Source organism: Amycolatopsis sp. A133 (assembly GCF_031082405.1).
Classification (GTDB): Bacteria; Actinomycetota; Actinomycetes; order Mycobacteriales; family Pseudonocardiaceae; genus Amycolatopsis.
Map to the genome: position 1 here is coordinate 324,741 of NZ_JAVHJU010000007.1, position 17,444 is coordinate 342,184.

The window sequence follows — 17,444 nt, forward strand, 5'->3', positions numbered from 1 at the left end:
GCGGGCCGCGTTCGAGGCCGGTGGGGTGAGCCACTTCCGGGGCCAGGCGGGCTGGGCAACTCCGGGGCAGGCCGCGTCGGGCGGAGCGGGCCACTTCCGGGGCAGGCCGCTACCTGGGCAGGCCGCGTCGGGCGGAGCGGGCCGCGTTCGGGGCGGGGCGGACGGTGATTTCGGGGAGCAAGCTCGGCAGCCCCACGTTGGCCCCCAAGGCGGCGACCGCCTCCGGCCCCCGAGCCTCACGTCCAGGACCGAAGCGAACTTCCCGCGAGCCAAGTGTCGCGAATGAGTCATTGGGGACCTCCGAGGTCCCGAATGAGTCATTCGCGGCGATGAAAGCGGTCGGCCTAGCCCATGCGCGGCTTCCTTCCAGGCGCGGCGGACCCCGAAGGCGGCGAACTCAGCCGAAGTTCTGGTGCTCGCCCCGGTACGTCGGGACCGTTCGCTCCACCCGGTCGCCCAGGACCAGGTGGTAGTGGGTGAACCGCTCCGCCAGCTCGCCCGCCTTGGCGTGCCGCAGCCACACGCGGTCGCCCAGGTTCAGGGTTCGGGCCGCTCGGCCCGTCACCGGGGTCTGGACCTCGCCCGCGCCTTCGAAGCCCAGCAGTTTCAAGCCCGTCGGCAAGTACGGCTGCGGGACCCGCGAAGCGCCCGCCGGCCCCGAAGCGATGTAGCCGCCCGAGAAGAGCGTCGCGATCTTGCGGGTGGGGCGGCGGACCACCGGCAACGCGAACAGCGCCGCCGGGCGGGGCTTGAACTTCGTGTAGCCGTCGAAGAGCGTGGGGCCGATCAGGCCCGATCCCGCCGCTATCTCCGTGACCACCGCGTCCGCGCCCGTGGACTCGATGCTGCCCGTGCCGCCGCCGTTGACGAACTCCAGGGGCGTCACCGCCTGGACCGCGCGGACCGCTTCGCCGCGGCGACGGGCCAGCTCGGCCGCCGATCGGCGTTGCATCCAACCCACCACGGCCCGGTTCAAGCGACGGCCTGCCGCGTCGCCGAGGCCGGCGATCTGGCCTTCGTACGCCATCACGCCCACCAGGCGGAAGCCCGGCCGGTCGGCGATCCGGCGGGCGAACGTCGACGCCTGCTTCGGGGTGAACACCGGCGAACGCCGGGTGCCGACGTGGATTCCCGGCAGCGGCCGCCAGGAGGCGTCCAGTTCCAGGCACACCCGGATCTCCGGGTGGCCGTGGCCGAGTGCGGCGTCCACCAGGTCGAGGTGCGCGGGCGAATCCACCATGATCGCGATCGACGCGCGGGCCTCGTCCGAGGCAGCCAGGCGGCGGAGGGCTTCGTGGTCGGCCGTCGGGTAGGCGACGACGATGTCATCGGTCGTGCCCTGCTCGACGTGCCAGATCGCTTCGGCGAGCGAGTAGCACATCAAGCCCTCGAAGCCCGGCATCGCGAGCACCCGCTCCAGCAGCGCGCGGCAGCGCACCGACTTGCTGACCACGCGGATCGGCTTGCCCGACGCGCGGCGCCGGAGGTCGCCGGCGTTCGCGTCGAACGCCGCCAAGTCGACCATGGCCAAGGGTGGATCGAGGTCCTTGGTCGCCAAGTCGTACACCGTCGCACTGGTCACGAGGTCTAAAGTACGACACGAAGGCTTGAAACGCGAATACTATTCACTTACTGTTTCGGGCACTCGACCGACGAAGGGTGCGCGCGCATGACCCGGTGGACCAACTGGGCGGGCACGGCGTCCGCCTCGCCGCAACACGTGCACCAGCCGCGCGACGCGGCCGAGATCGCGGCGACCGTCGAGCGGATCGCCGCGGCCGGCCGGACCGTGCGCCCCTGGGGCAGCGGGCATTCCTTCACCGCGATCGCCGTGGCCGATTCCGACGCGATCGATCTGCGCCGCTGGACCGGCATCGAGCGTGCGGACTTTAAAACCGGGCAAGTCACCGTCCGCTCGGGCACGACGATCCGCGAGCTCAACGCCGCGCTCGACGCACTCGGGCTGGCCATGACCAACCTCGGCGACATCGACGCGCAGACCATCGCCGGCGCGATTTCCACCGGCACCCACGGCACCGGTGCCCAGCTCGGCGGGCTCGCCACCCAGGTGGTCGCGCTCGAACTGGCTCTCCCGGACGGCTCGATCGTCACCTGCTCGGCCGGCGAAAAGCCCGACCTCTTCGCCGCGGCCCGCGTCGGCCTCGGCGCGATCGGCGTGATCACCACCGTCACTCTTCGCTGCGAGCCGGCGTTCTACCTGCGCGCGCAGGAGCGGCCGGAGCCGTTGGAGCAGGTGCTCGAAGGCTTCCACGACTTCGCCGAGCAGAACGACCACTTCGAGTTCTACTGGTTCCCCTACGGCAAGAACGCCCTGGTCAAGCGCAACAACCGGTGCGCTGACGCCCAGCCGTTGAGCAAGGTCCGCGAATTCGTCGACTACCGGATCATGGAGAACGTCGCGTTCGGCGGCCTCTGCCGGACGGGGCGGCTGATGCCGAGGCTCGTCCCGTCGCTCGGCAGCTTCGCGTCGAACGTCCTCTCCGCCCGCGAGTACAGCGATCTCTCGCACCGCGTCTTCGTCACCGCGCGCAACGTCCGGTTCACCGAAACGGAATACGCTGTTCCACGTGAATCAGTGCTCGACGTGCTCGCCGAACTACGGGTCGTGGTGCCGACCCTGAAGGACCCGGTGATGTTCCCGGTCGAGGTGCGGGTCGCGGCCGCCGACGACATCTGGCTGTCGACCGCGCAGGGCCGCGACTCCGCCTACATCGCCATCCACCAGTTCGTCGGCATGCCGTACCGCGAGTACTTCAGCGCGTTCGAGAAGATCGCCGGCGCGGTCGGCGGCCGCCCGCACTGGGGCAAGATGCACGACCTCGACGCCGGCGTCCTCCGCTCGCGCTACCCGCACTTCGACGACTTCCTGCGGGTGCGCAAGGAAACCGACCCGGGCGGCGTCTTCACGAACACCTACCTGGATCGGGTGCTCGGCTCCGTCAGCTAGAAGAGTGCTTAGAAGAGCGCCGACACCGATTCGCCGTTGTGGATCCGGCGGATCGCCTCGGCCATCGCCGGCGCGATCGACAGGATCTTCAGCTTCTCGGTGCGTTCTTCCTCGGGCACCGGGACGGTGTTCGTGCAGACGATCTCCAGCACCTCCGGCCGGCTGCCGATGCGCTCGATGGCCTTCGCCGCGAACAGCCCGTGCGTGCAGGCGACGCGGATCGAGCGCGGCTCCAGCTCGGCGAGCCGGTCCAGCAGCTCGAGCACCGTGCTGCCCTTGGCGATCTCGTCGTCGAGGACGATCACGTCCCGGCCGGTGACCTCGCCGATCACCGAGGTGATCTGGACGCGGTCGTCGGGGAAGCGTTCCTTCGCGCCGGCCGCGACCTGGACGCCGAGGAGCCGCGCGAAGTGCGACGCCTCTTTCGCGTTGCCCAGGTCGGGCGAGACGACGGTGGCGCGCGAAAGATCGTACTGGCGGAAGTGCTTGGCCAGCTCCTGCAGCGCGTGCAGGTGGTCGACCGGGACGCTGAAGAAGCCGTGGACCTGCGGTGAGTGCAGGGTCATCGCGAGCACGCGGCTCGCCCCGGCGGTCACCAGCAGGTCGGCGACCAGGCGGCCGCCGATCGAGATGCGCGGTGCGTCCTTTTTGTCCGAGCGCGCGTACGCGTAGTGCGGCATGACGGCGGTGATGCGGGACGCCGAGGCGCCGCGGGCCGCGTCGAGCATCAGCAGCAGCTCGACCAGGTGCTCCTGCACCGGCTTCACCAGCGGCTGGATGATGAAGACGTCCCGCTCGCGGCAGTTCGCCTGCAGCTGCACCTCGAGGCAGTCGTTGGCGAACCGCTGGATCTCGACCGGCCGTAGCGGCACGCCGAGGTTGCTGCAGATCTCTTCGGCCAGCTCGGGGTGCGCGCTGCCGCTGAAGACGGCGATCTCTCTCGAGGTGTCGTTCACAGCGCGGAGATCGCTTCGCCGATCGCGGTCTCACCGGAGATCAAGGTCAGGGTGCGGCGCACCGACGCGGGCGCCTCGAGCAGGCCGGCGAGCACGGCGGCGACGTCGTCGCGCGGGATCGGGCCGCGGTCGGTCCGCTTGGCCAGCAGGACCTGGCCGGTGCCGGGGTCGTCGGTCAGCTGGCCCGGCCGGAGGATCGTCCAGTCGAGGTCGCGGGCCTTGAGGTCGTCCTCCGCCGCGCGCTTGGCGCGCAAGTAGTGCCGGAATTCCTCGGTGACGTCCGGATTCTCCGGGTTGTCCGCACCGATGGAGCCGACCTGGACGTGCCGCCGGACTCCGGCCCGCTCGGCCGCTTCGGCGAACAGCGCCGCGGCACCACGGTCCACAGTGTCCTTGCGCGCGGTGCCGCTGCCCGGCCCGGCGCCGGCGGCGAACACCGCGGCGTCGGCGCCCTTCAGCACCTCGGCGACGGTGTCCACATCGGAGTTCTCCAGGTCGAGCACGACGGCCTGGGCGCCGGCGGCTTCCAGGTCCGCCGCGTGGGCGGGGTTCCGGATGATGCCGACCGCCTCGTCACCGCGCGCCGCGAGCAACCGCTCGAGCCGCAGCGCGATCTGACCGTGTCCACCAGCAATGACGACTCGCATGAGCCGACCCTATCCCGGTGGGAACGAGCCCGTCAGTCGAGCGACGCGGGAACCTCGGCGGTGCGGAGCAGGTGGTCGTAGACCAGCTCGTTCACCAGGCGCGAGACCGGGTCTTCGGCCAGCACGACGCGCTCGGTGCGGCCCTCGAGGTCGAGGTCGACGACCGCGTTCGGGTCGGCGGTCACGACGGCGAGGCCGTACGCGCGGGCGCGCGGCAGGCAGTTGCCGACGTAGTCCTCGGTCAGCACGACCGGCGACGGGAGAACCATCGCGGCCTCGCCGTAGCGGGCGAACGGAACCGCGGAGGCCATCGCGGTGCGCCAGTGGCGCGCGACGGCCAGGATGCCGACGATTTCGGCGGCCGGGGCGGGGGCGGTTCCGGCCAGCTCCGGCCAGGTCCAGGTGTCGACGGTGGCGCGGTCGGCCACCGGGCCGGCACCCATCGCGATGCGTTCGGCGTGCACGTCGGTACGGAGCTTGGCGACCACGCAGACCTTGCGGCCGAGGATGGTGGTCTCGGGGAGCACGACACCGTTCCAGCCCAGCTGGGCGGCCGCGACGCGGGCGAGCTCGTCGACGCTCGCGGGGAGCTCGATCGGCGGCACCACGCGGCTCGGCATCGACCGGCTGCGCTTCGCGCCACCGGCGACCGTCGAGCGCTCGGTGTTCTGAGGTGTAGCCGCCACGAGTCCGCCTCCTTCTAACCCTGCACCACTTCGTGACCGGGGGAAACCGGCACCTCACTTGTCTAACAGCGCGGCGGCGCGACGTCGCCGGGTAGTGCGAGTGGCTGCGATCGGCGGCGCCCAGCGGTCGATGACCGGTCGGTAGGCGGTCATCGGACTTCGGTCGAACGGTGCGGCCAACCGAGTGATCGCGGGGTGAGTGGCACTACGGTCCGCCTACAGCCGACTACCCGGGGCACGGTTGGCCAAACCTGAGCCGGGTAGCCCGATCGGCGCAATCAGCAGGCGTTCCACAGTGGACGCGGGCCGCTGAGCTGCAGTTGTCCGCCGTCACCTGCTCGGCCGTGACTTGCACCGCAGCGGCCACGCGCGGGCGGGACTAAAGTTACCGACCAGTCACTTAGCCGCCGCCGTGGAGGACCGATGCGCTCCCCGAAGGACTTCTTCGCCCCGCTCGCCCTGGGCGCGCCCGCGCCCGTGCGGGAGATCCCGGTGACGCCGTCCCGGATGATCCACTTCTTCGACCCGGGCAACGAGAAGATGGCGGCGAAGGTGCCGGACATCGCGAAGAAGGTCGACGTCCTGCTCGGGAACCTCGAGGACGCCGTGCGCGCCGACCGCAAGGAGGCCGCGCGCGCCGGGCTGGTCGCGATCGCCAAGGCGAACGACTTCGGCAAGACGCAGCTGTGGACGCGCGTCAACAGCCTGGACTCGCCGTGGGTGCTCGACGACCTGGTCACGCTGGTCACCGAGATCGGCGACAAGCTCGACGTGATCATGGTGCCGAAGGTCGAGGGCGCGCAGGACATCCACTACGTCGACCGGCTGCTGGCCCAGCTCGAGGCGCGCGCCGGCCTGACGAAGCCGCTGCTGGTGCACGCCATCCTCGAGACGGCGAGCGGGGTGGCCAATGTGGAGGAGATCGCCGGCGCGAGCCCGCGCATGCAGGGCATCTCGCTCGGCCCGGCCGACCTGGCCGCCAGTCGCCGGATGAAGACGACCCGCGTCGGCGGCGGGCACCCCGGCTACCTGGTGCGCACGGACCCGACCGGCGACGACCTGACCACGGGCCGGACGACCTACCAGCAGGACCTCTGGCACTACACGGTCGCGCGGATGGTGGACGCGTGCGCGATGCACGGGATCCTGCCGTACTACGGGCCGTTCGGGGACATCCGCGACGTCGTCGCGTGCGAGGACCAGTTCCGCAACGCGTTCCTGCTCGGCTGCGTCGGCGCGTGGAGCCTGCACCCGGTGCAGATCGACATCGCGAAGAAGGTGTTCTCGCCTTCGCCGTCCGATGTGGCCTGGGCGCGCCGGGTGATCGCCGAGATGGGTGACGGCACGGGTGCGGTGATGATCGACGGGAAGATGCAGGACGACGCGTCGGTGAAGCAGTGCCGCGTGGTCGCCGAACTGGCCGACGCCCTCGCGGCGGACGACCCCGAGCTCGCGGCCGCCTACAACGCCGCCACCAAGGAGGTCCTCGGATGACCGAGCTGAAGCCGAGACGCTCTGTTCTCTACATGCCCGGCGCCAACGAGCGGGCGCTCGAGAAGGCCAAGACCATTCCGGCGGACGCGCTGATCCTCGACCTCGAGGACGCCGTCGCGCCGGACGCGAAGGAAGCCGCACGCGAACGCGTTTGCGCGGCGGTCGGGAACTACGGCGGACGCGAGGTGACGATCCGGGTCAACGGCCTCGACACCGAGTGGCACGACGCCGACCTGCGCGCGGCCGCGTCCGCCGGCCCGGCCGCGGTGGTCGTGCCGAAGGTGAACTCCGCCGCCGAGGTGCACAACATCGAGCGCGCGCTGGAGCTGGGCGGGGCGCCGGACCACACGAAGATCTGGGCGATGGTCGAGACACCGGTCGCGATGCTGCACGCCGAGGAGATCGCGGCGGCGTCCGAGCGGCTGACCGTGCTGGTGATGGGCACGAACGACCTGGCCAAGGAGCTGCACGCGGAGTTCGTCCCGGGCCGCGGGCCGTTGCTGGGCGGGCTCTCGCTGTGCCTGCTGGCCGCGCGGGCGACCGGCAAGGTCATCCTCGACGGTGTCTACAACGACGTGAAGGACCTCGAAGGCTTCGAGGCCGAGTGCGAGCAGGGCCGGCAGTACGGCTTCGACGGCAAAACGCTGATCCACCCGGCGCAGGTCGAGCCGTGCAACCGGATCTTCGCACCGTCCGAAGAGGAGATCGACCGGTCGCGGCGGATCATCGAGGCCTTCGAGGAAGCCCGGGCATCCGGCAAGGGCGTGGTCACGGTGGACGGCCGGATGATCGAGAACCTGCACGTCGACAACGCGCGGCGGGTGCTGGCGCTTGCGGAGGTCTGCCGCGGCTTGTCGTGAGTCGTAAGGCGGGTTAGAACCCGCCTTACCACTCACGACCGCGGTCCGGCGGTTTACTTCGGCAGGGAGTCCGTCCACTCGGCACTGACCTCCGCGCCCTCCGGACCGGAGCCCCCGTAGATGGCGCCGTCCGCCGTCACGAACATCGACGTGTGGTTGATGCGTGCGGTCGCGGGGTCGACGACCAGGCGGTAGTCCCCGGGCAGCAGGAATCCCCGGCCGCCCGGGACGGGGCCAAGGTCGCGGACGCCGGGGTAGGCCGCGATCGAACGGAAGGCCGCCGCCCGCACGGCCGGCGGTGCGGGCAGGCTCGACACCAGGGACACCATGGACAGCAGCAGCTCCCGCTCCCGGTCCGCCGCGGTGAACGGGCCCGCGCTCGTCCGGGCGCCGCTGTGCGCGATCGCGTCGGCGAGCCAGTCCTGTAGCGCCGCCGGGTCGGTGGGCAGGGTCCGCAGCTGCTCGAAGGTCACGTTGGTGGCGGCCAGCTGCAGCCGGGCCAGCCCCAGCGGGATGACCCGGCCGCCGGACTTCTCGCCGCGGAACCACATGTGGCCGTCGGCGCTGAACCAGTTCTCGTAAACCAGGTGGTCCGACGCGGTCCTGATGTGCCAGTACTTGCCGGTGCCCGCCGGGGCGTGTTCGGCCACCGTGGCCGCCGCCAGCAGGACCTGGGTGCCGGTCACGACCGGGGCCACCGCCTGCGGCTGCGGCGCGGGCGCCTGGGTGCCGGGCAGGGTCGCCACCACGACGGCCGCCGCGGCCGCGGCGGCCACGAGACCGGCACCGAGCGCGAGCGGGCGCACCCGGCGGCGCGGGGCCGCGAGCATCCGGTTCTGCAGCCGGTGCCGGCTGCGGTCGACGACGTCCTGCGGTACTTCGTGAGGTGCCAGCGCCGCTCGCAGGGTCTGCAGGTCATTCATCGGAGGCCTCCTGGGCGAGAACGGGGGTGAGCTTCTTGCGGGCGCGGTTCAGGCGGGAGCCGACCGTGCCCGGGGAGATGCCGAGCGCTTCGGCCACTTCCGCGTAACCGAGGTCGCCGAGCGCGACGAGCAGCAGAACGTCGCGCTCCCCGGCGGACAGCTGGGACAGCGCCTTTCCCAGCCGCGCAACCGTCACCGAAGCGACAACGCGGCTTTCGTGTCCTTCGGCGGCCTCGCGCGGGTCGAGCCGCGAGAGCGCGCGGTAGTGGCGCGCCTCCTTGCGGCGGTGCCGGGAGATCAGGTTCGTCGCGATGCCGAACAGCCAGGCACGCAGCTCGCCTCGGGAGGCGTCGAACGTCTTCCGGCGGTCGAAGGCGACGAGGAACGTCTCGGCGGCGACGTCCTCCGCGGCCTGCGCACCGAGGCGCCCGGCGACGTACCGGTAGACGGCCGCGAAGTAGCGGTCGTGCACCTCGGTGAACTGCTCGCTGCCGAGCACCGGGGCCGCCGTCATGGGCCTGCCTCTGTCATGGGGTTCCTTCCCGTCGGCGACAGCTTCACCCCCACTTCGCCGAAGGTCCGGAACTCCTTCCCTACCCGATCGGCCAGGGGCGCTGCGGCGGCCGGAGCCCTTCGTAAGCCGCGGCGGCGCGCAGGACGCCGAGGTCGTCGAAGCGGCGGCCGGCGATCTGGAGGCCGATCGGACGGCCGTCGTCGGTGTACCCGCAGTTCAGCGACGCCGCGGGCTGGCCGGACATGTTGTACGGCACGGTGAACGCGATGTGCTCGAACGGCCGGGCGGGGTCGTTCGTCGGCGACGCCCACTCCGCCGGCGGCGCCGCGACCGGGCAGGTCGGGGACAGGACGACGTCGAACGCCGAGGTCGCGCGCAGGGCCGCCACGCTCATCACGTCGATCTGGGCGAAGCCGCGGTACACGTCCACCCCGGACACGTCCGCGCCGCCCGCCGCCCAGTCCGCGATGTAGGGCAGGACCTTCGCGCGGCGGTCCGGCGGCAGCGCCACCAGGTCCGACCAGGCGCGCGTGCGCCAGAAGACGTCGAGGCCTTCGAGCATGCCGCGGGTCAGGAACGGCCCGACCGGCTCGACCACCGCGCCCGCGGCTTCGAAGGCCCGGCCCGCCGCGGCGACGGCGTCCCGGATCGCCGGGTCCACCGGGAGCCCGACGCCGGGCTCGAGCTGCAGGCCGACGCGCAGACCGGCCAACGAGGAAGCCGTCGAAGACCAGTCGAGGTCCGACGGCGGCAGGCACAGGTGGTCACGCGGGTCCGGGCGCGAGAGCACGCTCATCAGCAACGCCGTGTCGGCGACCGTGCGGGTCATCGGGCCGGCGACGCGGCCGAGGAACGGCGGGTCGACCGGCACCCGCCCGAAGCTCGGCTTCAGCCCGGCGAGGCCGCACCAGCCCGCGGGCAGCCGGATCGAACCGCCGATGTCCGTGCCGACGTGCAGCGGGCCGTACCCCGCGGCGGCCGCGGCGCCCGCGCCGGCGCTGGAGCCGCCGGGCGTGGCCGAGAGCTGCCACGGGTTGCGGGCCGTGGTGTGGAAGCTCGAGAGCCCGGACGTCAGCATCCCGTAGTCCGGCATGGTCGTCTTGGCCAGCAGGACGCCGCCGGACTCGCGGACCCGCGCCGCCGCCGGGGCGTCCTCGGTGGCCGGGGTCAGCGCCGTCGCCGCCGTGCCCAGCGGAACCGGCGTGCCGCGGGTCGCGATGTTCTCCTTGAGCGTGAGCGGGACCCCGTCGATCGGGCCGAGCGGTTCGCCGGACGCCCAGCGTGCTTCGGACGCCTTCGCGTCGTCGCGAGCGCCTGAAGGGTCGTACGCGTACAACGCGTGCAGCTCCGGCTCTCGCGCTTCGATGCGGGCGAGAACGGCTTCGGTCACCTCGACCGGCGAGAGCGTCTTCGCGCGGTACTGCGCGACGAGCTCGACAGCAGTCAGGTCAGGCAGCTCGGTCATGAGCGCTCCTTACGAGGCAGGCGGTTCGAAGCGGCCGTCGACGGCGGTCCAGCCACCGTCCACGGCCAGCACGGAGCCGGTCACGAACGACGAAGCGTCCGAAGCGAGGTAGACGACCGCTCCGGCGAGCTCGTCCGGACGCGCCCAGCGGCCCAACGCGCCCTTCGCCGCGTACGCGTCGTACCACTCGGGATTCGCCTTGATCTGCGCGGTCAGCGGGGTCTCGACGACGCCGGGGGCGATCGCGTTGGCCCGGACGCCGGACGGCCCGAACTCCGCCGCCGCCGTCCGGAGCAGCTGCACGAGCCCGGCTTTTGTCGCCGCGTACGGGCCTTGGCCGGGTTCGACGGTCGTGCCGCGGATGGACGAGAACCCGATGATGCTGCCCCGCCCGCGCGCGGCCATGCCGGCGCCGAACACGCGCACGACGTCGAAGCTCGCGCCGAGGTTGAGCGCGATGACCCGGTCGAACTCCTCGCGCGTGTAGTCCACCAGCCGCTTGCGCACGTTCGTCGCGGCGGTCAGCACGACGACGTCGACATCGCCCAGCTCGGCCGCGGCGCGCTCGACAGCGCCGGGGGCCAGGAGGTCGAGCTCGTACGGCTCCCCCACACCCGCCTCGCGCGCGGCATCGAGGTCCCGATCGGCGCAGACGACGTCGGCGCCGTGCGCGGCCAGCGCCCGCGCGGCTTCGCGGCCGATGCCGCCCGCGCCGAGCACGACGGCCCGCCGTCCGTCCAGCCGGAACAACGTCGAGTAGTTCACGGCCGCAGCACCGCCATCCTCGTCACGGTCAGTTCCTCGACGGCGAAGCGCGGCCCTTCGCGGCCGATGCCGGAGTCCTTCACGCCGCCGTAGGGCATGGTGTCCGAGCGGAAGCCGGGCACCTCGTTGACGACGACGCCGCCGACTTCGAGTTCGTCGAGGGCGCGGAACGCCGTGTTCAGCGACTTGCTGTAGACGCTGGCGTGGAGGCCGTAGCGGGACGCGTTCACCGCGGCGAACGCTTCGTCCACATCGGACACCGTGCGCACGCAGACGACGGGGCCGAAGATTTCCTCGTCCCAGGCTTCGACGCCATCCGGGACGTCGAGCAGGACCGTCGGCCGCAACACCGTGCCGTCGACACCCCCGCCGAACCGGCGGCCGCCGGCCTGCTCGATCCACGAGGCGACCCGGTCGGTGGAAGCGGGGTCGATCAGCGCGGACACCCGCGTCTTCTCGTCCCGCGGGTCGCCGGCGACGACTTCGCCGAGCCGCGCCAGCAGCCGTTCGGTGAACTCCCCGGCGACCGACGCGACGACCAGGACCCGCTGCACCGAGATGCAGGCCTGGCCGGACGCGTAGAACCCGCCGCGCAGCACGGCGTCCACGGCGGCTTCGAGGTCGGCGTCGCCTGCCACGACGAGCGCCGCGTTCGAGCCCAGCTCCAGCAGGGTTTTTGTCGGGGCCGCGTCGCGGGCGATGCGGTGGCCGACCGCGGCCGAGCCGGTGAAGGAGACCGCGCCGATGCGGCGGTCGGTCGTCAGCGCGGCGCCCACGGCCGCGTCCCCGGTGACCAGCTGGACCATGGCGGGCACGGGCGCGAGCGAGCGCACGAGGTGGACCAGCCAGAGCGTGGCCAGCGGCGTCTGCGGCGCCGGCTTGACGATCACCGGGCAGCCCGCGGCGATCGACGGTGCGATCTTGTGCGACGCGAGCAGCAGCGGGTAGTTGAAGCCCGCGATCCCGACGACGACGCCGATCGGCTTGCGCTTCCAGAACCCGACCAGGCCGTCGCCCGAGGGCAGGAGGTCGAGGGGCACGGTCTCGCCGTGCAGCCGGGACACCTCTTCGGCGGCGGCTTCCCAGGTGACGATCGTGCGGGCGACCTCAACGCGGCAATCGACCAGCGGTTTACCCGTCTCCAGGACGAGCAGGTTCTCGAACTCCTCGCGGCGAGAACGCACAGCAGCGGCGACGTCGTTCAACAAGGCGCGACGAACCCGCGAAGGCAGCGAAGCCACTTCACGCGCAACCGCGACAGCTTCGTCCACGGCGCGAGTAGCCAGCTCGGGAGTGCCGACCGGCGCGCGACCGATCACACTCCCGTCGTACGGGAAAACGATTTCTTCGCTATCCACAGTGGACACCCAGCCCGCGCCGACCGGCAGGCCGTCCGGGTACTCAGCCATCGTCACCTCCGCGCAGCCGGGCCAGTTCCGCGCGCAGGTTCGGCGCGGCTTCCAGCAGTTCCCGCGTGTACTCGTGCCGCGGCGCGTCGTAGACCTGCGCCACGTCGCCCAGCTCGACGATCTCGCCGCGGCGCATCACCGCGACCCGGTCGCAGACGTGCCGGACGACGCCGAGGTCGTGCGACACGAAGATCAGCGTCAGCGCGAACTGCTCCACGAGCGAGCCGAGCAGGTCGAGGATCTGGCCGCGCACGGAGACGTCGAGCGCGCTGACCGGCTCGTCGGCGATCAGCACGCTCGGGTTCGGCCCCAGTGCGCGGGCGATCGAGATCCGCTGCCGCTGGCCGCCGGAGAACTGGTGCGGGTAGCGCCCCGCCGCGTCGGCGGGCAGGCCGACGGCGGCGAGCAGCTCGGCGACGCGGTCGGGCGCTCGCCGGCCCATCGGCTCGCAGATGATGTCGCGCACGCGCATCCGCGGGTCGAGCGAGCCCATCGGGTCCTGGAAGACGATCTGCAGTTCCGACCGCAGGAAGCCGAGCTTCCGTTCGGGCAGGTCGTCGATGCGGCGGCCCCGGAACGAGACCGTGCCCGCGGTCGGCTTGTCGAGCGCCGCCAGCAGCCGGACCAGCGTGGACTTGCCGGAGCCGGACTCGCCGACGATGCCGAACCGCTGCCCGGCCTCGACGTCGAAGCTGACGCCGCGCAGCGCGTGCACGTCCCGGCGGGCGTACCGGCGTTCGAGGTCGCGGACTTCGATGATGGTCATCGCCGGGCCTCCAGGTCCGAGGCGTCCAGCAGCTTCCGCGTGTACGCGTGCTTCGGCTGCGTCAGCACTTCGCGCGTCGAGCCCGCTTCGACGATCTCGCCGTCCAGCATCACCAGCACGCGCTCACACACCGAAGCCACGACAGCAAGATCGTGCGTGATGAAGAGGAGCGAGCTTTCACGTGAAAGCTCGGTCTTGATGAGCGAGAGGATCTGGGCTTGGACGGTGACGTCGAGGGCGGTTGTCGGCTCGTCGCAGATCAGCAGCGACGGCTCGTTCGCCAGCGCCATCGCCAGCACCACCCGCTGCCGCTGGCCGCCGGACAGCTGGTGGGGATAGGCGCGGGCGGTGCCGGGCAGGCCCACCGCGGACAGCAGGTCCTCGGCGCGGTGACGGCGCCCGTGGATGCGGCCGGGCTCGGTGACCTGGCGGCCGACGCGCATGGCCGGGTTCAACGCCGTCATCGGCTCCTGGAACACCATGGCCAGCTCGTCGCCGCGCAGCCGGGAGAGGTCTTTTTCGGACATTCCGAGCAGCTCGCGGCCGTGCAGGGAAACCGAGCCGGACGCGGGCAGCTCCTCAGGCAGCAGGCCCATGATCGCCAGCGCCGTCAGCGACTTGCCGGACCCGGACTCGCCGATCAGGCCGACGCGCTCACCTGCGCCGATCTCGAAGGAGACGTCCCGGACCAGCGAAGAGACGCTGAGGCCGCGCACCGAAAGCGTCATACGCGCGCCGCCAACCGGGGGTCCAGGCGATCGCGGAGGCCGTCGCCGAGGAGGTTGAAGCCCAGCACGGCGACGGCGATCGCGATGCCCGGTACCAGCGCCAGCCGAGGCTGCACGGTCAGCAGTTCCTGCGATTCCTGCAGCATCCGGCCCCACGACGGCGTCGGCGGCCGCGTGCCGAAGCCGAGGAACGACAGCGCCGCCTCGGCGAGCACGGCGATCGCGAACGACACCGACGCCTGCACGATCAGCAGGCCGGAGACGTTCGGCAGCACGTGCCGCAGGGCGATGGTCAGCCGCGACCGCCCGCCGGCGCGGGCCGCGAGCACGAACTCGGTGCTCATCACCTGCAGCGTCCCGGAGCGGGCGATCCGCGCGAACGACGGGATGGTGGCGATGCCGATCGCGACCATCGCGGTCAGCGTGCCGGCGCCGAACACCGCGCCGAACATGATGGCCAGCAGCAGCGCGGGGAACGCGAGCACGAGGTCGTTGACGCGCATGACGAACTCGCCGAGCTGCGTCGTCTCAGACATCCCGGCGAGGATGCCCAGCGGCGTGCCGATCACCGCGGCGATGCCGACGGCGACGACCCCCACGTACAGCGTCGTGCGGGCGCCGACCATGAGCTGGCTCAGCAGGTCGCGGCCGAACTTGTCGGTGCCGAACCAGTGGGAGCCGGTGAAGCCGAGCAGCCGGTGGGTCGCGTCGACCTTCACCGGGTCGAACGGCGTCCACGCGAACGACAGCAGCGCGGCCAGCACGACCAGGCCGACGAGCACCCCGCCCAGCACCAGATTGCGCATCACGAACCCCGCAATCGCGGATCGAGCACGGTGTAGAGGACGTCGACGACGAAGTTGACCAGCAGCACGCCGGCCACCAGCACGAGCACGATCCCCTGCACGGTCAGCAGGTCACGCGCGGAGACGGCGTCCAGCAGCATCGAGCCCAGCCCGGGCAGCACGAAGACGCGCTCGACGACGACCGCACCGATCAGCAGCGTCGCCAGCTGCAGGCCCAGCACCGTCACCACGGGGACCGAGGCATTGCGGAGGCCGTGACGCACCAGCGCCTGTCCCGGCCGAAGGCCCTTCGAGCGCGCGGTGCGCAGGTAGTCCTGGCCGAGCGTGTCGAGCACCGCCGACCGGACGTACCGCGTGAGCACCGCACCCTGCACCAGGCCCAGCGACAACGCCGGGAGGACCAGCCCGCGGACGAACTCGCCCGCGTCCTGGTCCGGCGGCGTCCAGCCGCCCGACGGCAGCCAGCGCAGCTGCACGGCGAAGATCTGCACGAGGATGATCCCGGCGAGGAAGGCGGGGATCGCAACGCCGATCTGCGACAAGCCCGAGACGCTCGCCCCCGACGCCTTCCGGTGCTTCACCGCGGCGAACGTCCCGGCCGGCACGGCGATCACCAGCGCCACCAGCATGCCCGCGCCGACCAGCCACAGCGTCACGCCGAGGCGGTCGAGCAGCTGCGGGCCGATCGCGTCCCGCGTCACGTAGGAACGGCCGAAGTCGCCGTGCAGCACGCCGCCGATCCAGTCGAAGTACTGCGTGACGAGCGGGCGGTCGATGCCGAACTCCGCGCGCGTCTTGGCGAGCAGTTCCGGCGTCGCGTTGACGCCGAGCGCGACCTGCGCGGGGTCGCCCGGCAGCACGGCCATGAACAGGAACACCACGATCGACGCGACCAGCACGCTGACCACGAAGATCGCCACCCGGCGCACCACCCTGGCCGTCATCGCGGCGCCAGCCCGGTCAGGTCGAAGGACTCGCTGACCTGGTTCGCCGCGAACCCGCCGACCTTCGCCTTCGCGGCGATCACGTTGGGGAACAGGAACAGCCAGTCCGCGGCCGCGTCGGTGTTCAGCTGCCGCGCCACCTGCTTCATGTCCGCGACCTGCTGCTCCGGCGTCCCGCTGTCGGCCTCGGCGAGCAGCTGCTGGACGCGCTTGCTGTCGTAGCCCCAGTAGTACTTCGGCTTCCCGAACGTCGTGATGTCCCGCGCCTCGACGTGCTGGATGATCGACAGGTCGTAGTCGTGGTCGGTGAACACCTGCTTGAGCCACACCGCCGGGAAGTCGAGCGGCTCGATCGTGGTCCGCACGCCGACGTCGGCGAGCTGCGACTGGACGACCTGCGCGGCCGACACCGCGTACGGCAGGTTCGGGATCCGCAGCCGCAGGTTCAGGTTCGTCACGCCGGCTTCGGACAGCAGCGCCTCGGCCCGCGCGGGGTCGAACGGGTGGACGTTCGACAGGTCCTCGTACCAGGGGTCGGTGGGCGGGACCATGCTGCCGATCAGCGTGCCCCGCCCGGCCCAGGCCGTGTCGAGCAACGCCTTCCGGTCGATCGCGTACGTCAAGGCCTGGCGCACGCGGACGTCGTTCAGCGGCGGCCGCGCGTTGTTCATGGCCAGCGTGACCTCGGAGTTCGTCGTGCCCTGGACGACCTGGAACCGGTCGTCGGCCTGGAACTGCGGGATCGAGTCCGGCGCGGTGATCGCCGAGATGACGTCGATGCCGTTGCTGAACAACGCGTTGTTCAGCGCGGTCGGGTCCTTGATGTACTTGAGGACGACCGTGCCGTACGCCGGTTTCCGGCCCCAGTACGCGGGATTCGCCTTGAGCACCACGGAGTCGCCGCGCTTGCGCGCCGCCACGACGTACGGCCCGGTGCCCACCGGCTTGTTCGCCAGGTCGGCGACGCCGGTGGGGCTGAACATCGCGCCGAGCCGGCTGGTGAGGCTGAACAGCCAGCCGTTGGACGGCTTCGACAGCACAACCCGCGCGTGGTCCGGCGCCACGACGTCGACGTGGTCGATGACGTCCATGTTCGCCTTGATCGAGATCGTCCAGTCCGTCTTCACGCGCATGAGGGAGAACTTGACGTCCTCGGCGGTGAAGGGTGCACCGTTGCTGAACTTGACGCCCGGCTGGAGCTGGAAGTCGTAGGTGCGCCGGTCCGGGCTGATCGTCCACGACTTCGCCAGCAGCGGCACGACCCGGCCCTGCGCGTCGAGCTTCACCAGGCCTTCGTAGACGTTGTAGAGCAGCGCCTGCGGAATGGCGGCGCCGTCGGTGCGGGTGAAGTCGAAGTTCGCCGGCTCCGCCGTGAAGCCGACGGAAAGTGTGTCCGGACCGGCGGAAACACTGGCCGACGAGCCGGCCGAGCAGCCGGACACCACGAGCAGCAGCGCCGCTGCCAGCACGTGAAGTCGGGCTTTCATTCGGCCTCCAGGTAAGTACACTGGTC

At 71.4% G+C, this 17,444-nt stretch carries 17 protein-coding genes; 3 read left to right on the forward strand and 14 right to left on the reverse strand.

Annotated features, from left to right (window positions below; all coding sequences use genetic code 11):
- Window positions 1-397: 397 nt before the first annotated feature.
- A complete protein-coding gene (locus Q5425_RS09730) occupies window positions 398-1,582 on the reverse strand; it encodes an amino acid deaminase/aldolase (RefSeq protein WP_308671787.1) in 1,185 nt (394 codons plus the stop codon).
- Window positions 1,583-1,669: 87 nt separating this feature from the next.
- On the opposite strand from Q5425_RS09730, the gene Q5425_RS09735 reads away from it, so the two are divergent.
- Window positions 1,670-2,968, forward strand: coding sequence for a D-arabinono-1,4-lactone oxidase (locus Q5425_RS09735; RefSeq protein ID WP_308671788.1), 1,299 nt, complete (start codon window positions 1,670-1,672; stop codon window positions 2,966-2,968).
- Window positions 2,969-2,976: 8 nt separating this feature from the next.
- Here Q5425_RS09735 and Q5425_RS09740 read toward each other — a convergent pair whose 3' ends face one another.
- The 3 genes from Q5425_RS09740 to Q5425_RS09750 are packed head-to-tail and all read right to left on the reverse strand — an operon-like array spanning window position 2,977 to window position 5,257.
- On the reverse strand, window positions 2,977-3,924 hold the full coding sequence (locus Q5425_RS09740) for a ribose-phosphate pyrophosphokinase (RefSeq protein ID WP_308671789.1): 948 nt from the start codon (window positions 3,922-3,924) through the stop codon (window positions 2,977-2,979).
- On the reverse strand, window positions 3,921-4,571 hold the full coding sequence (locus tag Q5425_RS09745; RefSeq protein ID WP_308671790.1) for an NAD(P)H-binding protein: 651 nt from the start codon (window positions 4,569-4,571) through the stop codon (window positions 3,921-3,923). The genes Q5425_RS09740 and Q5425_RS09745 overlap by 4 nt, the downstream gene beginning before the upstream one ends.
- A gap of 32 nt (window positions 4,572-4,603) precedes the next feature.
- A complete protein-coding gene (locus tag Q5425_RS09750; protein ID WP_308671791.1) occupies window positions 4,604-5,257 on the reverse strand; it encodes a hypothetical protein in 654 nt (217 codons plus the stop codon).
- Between the two features lie 423 nt (window positions 5,258-5,680).
- Between Q5425_RS09750 and Q5425_RS09755 the strand changes: the two genes are divergently transcribed.
- Window positions 5,681-6,751: a CoA ester lyase gene (locus Q5425_RS09755; protein WP_308671792.1), complete on the forward strand. Its 1,071-nt coding sequence runs from the start codon at window positions 5,681-5,683 to the stop codon at window positions 6,749-6,751.
- Window positions 6,748-7,611 carry a CoA ester lyase gene (locus Q5425_RS09760; protein ID WP_308671793.1) on the forward strand — a complete coding sequence of 288 codons (864 nt, stop codon included), beginning with the start codon at window positions 6,748-6,750 and terminating at the stop codon, window positions 7,609-7,611. The genes Q5425_RS09755 and Q5425_RS09760 overlap by 4 nt, the downstream gene beginning before the upstream one ends.
- A 53-nt stretch (window positions 7,612-7,664) precedes the next feature.
- On the opposite strand, the gene Q5425_RS09765 is transcribed toward Q5425_RS09760, so the two are convergent.
- The 10 genes from Q5425_RS09765 to Q5425_RS09810 all read right to left on the reverse strand — a co-directional run bounded on the left by Q5425_RS09765 (window position 7,665) and on the right by Q5425_RS09810 (window position 17,418).
- On the reverse strand, window positions 7,665-8,534 hold the full coding sequence (locus tag Q5425_RS09765) for a CU044_5270 family protein (RefSeq protein WP_308671794.1): 870 nt from the start codon (window positions 8,532-8,534) through the stop codon (window positions 7,665-7,667).
- Window positions 8,527-9,048, reverse strand: coding sequence for a sigma-70 family RNA polymerase sigma factor (locus tag Q5425_RS09770; protein ID WP_308671795.1), 522 nt, complete (start codon window positions 9,046-9,048; stop codon window positions 8,527-8,529). The genes Q5425_RS09765 and Q5425_RS09770 overlap by 8 nt, the downstream gene beginning before the upstream one ends.
- A gap of 79 nt (window positions 9,049-9,127) precedes the next feature.
- Complete coding sequence (locus Q5425_RS09775; protein ID WP_308671796.1) at window positions 9,128-10,513, reverse strand: amidase; 1,386 nt, start codon at window positions 10,511-10,513, stop codon at window positions 9,128-9,130.
- Window positions 10,514-10,522: 9 nt separating this feature from the next.
- Window positions 10,523-11,278: an SDR family oxidoreductase gene (locus tag Q5425_RS09780; RefSeq protein ID WP_308671797.1), complete on the reverse strand. Its 756-nt coding sequence runs from the start codon at window positions 11,276-11,278 to the stop codon at window positions 10,523-10,525.
- Window positions 11,275-12,687, reverse strand: coding sequence for an aldehyde dehydrogenase family protein (locus Q5425_RS09785; RefSeq protein WP_308671798.1), 1,413 nt, complete (start codon window positions 12,685-12,687; stop codon window positions 11,275-11,277). The genes Q5425_RS09780 and Q5425_RS09785 overlap by 4 nt, the downstream gene beginning before the upstream one ends.
- Window positions 12,680-13,453 (reverse strand): ATP-binding cassette domain-containing protein, encoded by a 774-nt coding sequence (locus tag Q5425_RS09790; RefSeq protein WP_308671799.1) that lies wholly within the window; start codon window positions 13,451-13,453, stop codon window positions 12,680-12,682. Before Q5425_RS09790 ends, Q5425_RS09785 begins: the two co-directional genes overlap by 8 nt.
- The gene (locus Q5425_RS09795) at window positions 13,450-14,181 is read right to left on the reverse strand and encodes an ABC transporter ATP-binding protein (RefSeq protein ID WP_308671800.1); all 732 of its coding nucleotides are present in this window, start codon (window positions 14,179-14,181) and stop codon (window positions 13,450-13,452) included. Before Q5425_RS09795 ends, Q5425_RS09790 begins: the two co-directional genes overlap by 4 nt.
- On the reverse strand, window positions 14,178-14,987 hold the full coding sequence (locus Q5425_RS09800; RefSeq protein WP_308671801.1) for an ABC transporter permease: 810 nt from the start codon (window positions 14,985-14,987) through the stop codon (window positions 14,178-14,180). The genes Q5425_RS09795 and Q5425_RS09800 overlap by 4 nt, the downstream gene beginning before the upstream one ends.
- Complete coding sequence (locus Q5425_RS09805; RefSeq protein WP_308671802.1) at window positions 14,987-15,931, reverse strand: ABC transporter permease; 945 nt, start codon at window positions 15,929-15,931, stop codon at window positions 14,987-14,989. The genes Q5425_RS09800 and Q5425_RS09805 overlap by 1 nt, the downstream gene beginning before the upstream one ends.
- Window positions 15,928-17,418 carry an ABC transporter substrate-binding protein gene (locus tag Q5425_RS09810; protein WP_308671803.1) on the reverse strand — a complete coding sequence of 497 codons (1,491 nt, stop codon included), beginning with the start codon at window positions 17,416-17,418 and terminating at the stop codon, window positions 15,928-15,930. The genes Q5425_RS09805 and Q5425_RS09810 overlap by 4 nt, the downstream gene beginning before the upstream one ends.
- Window positions 17,419-17,444 lie beyond the last annotated feature (26 nt).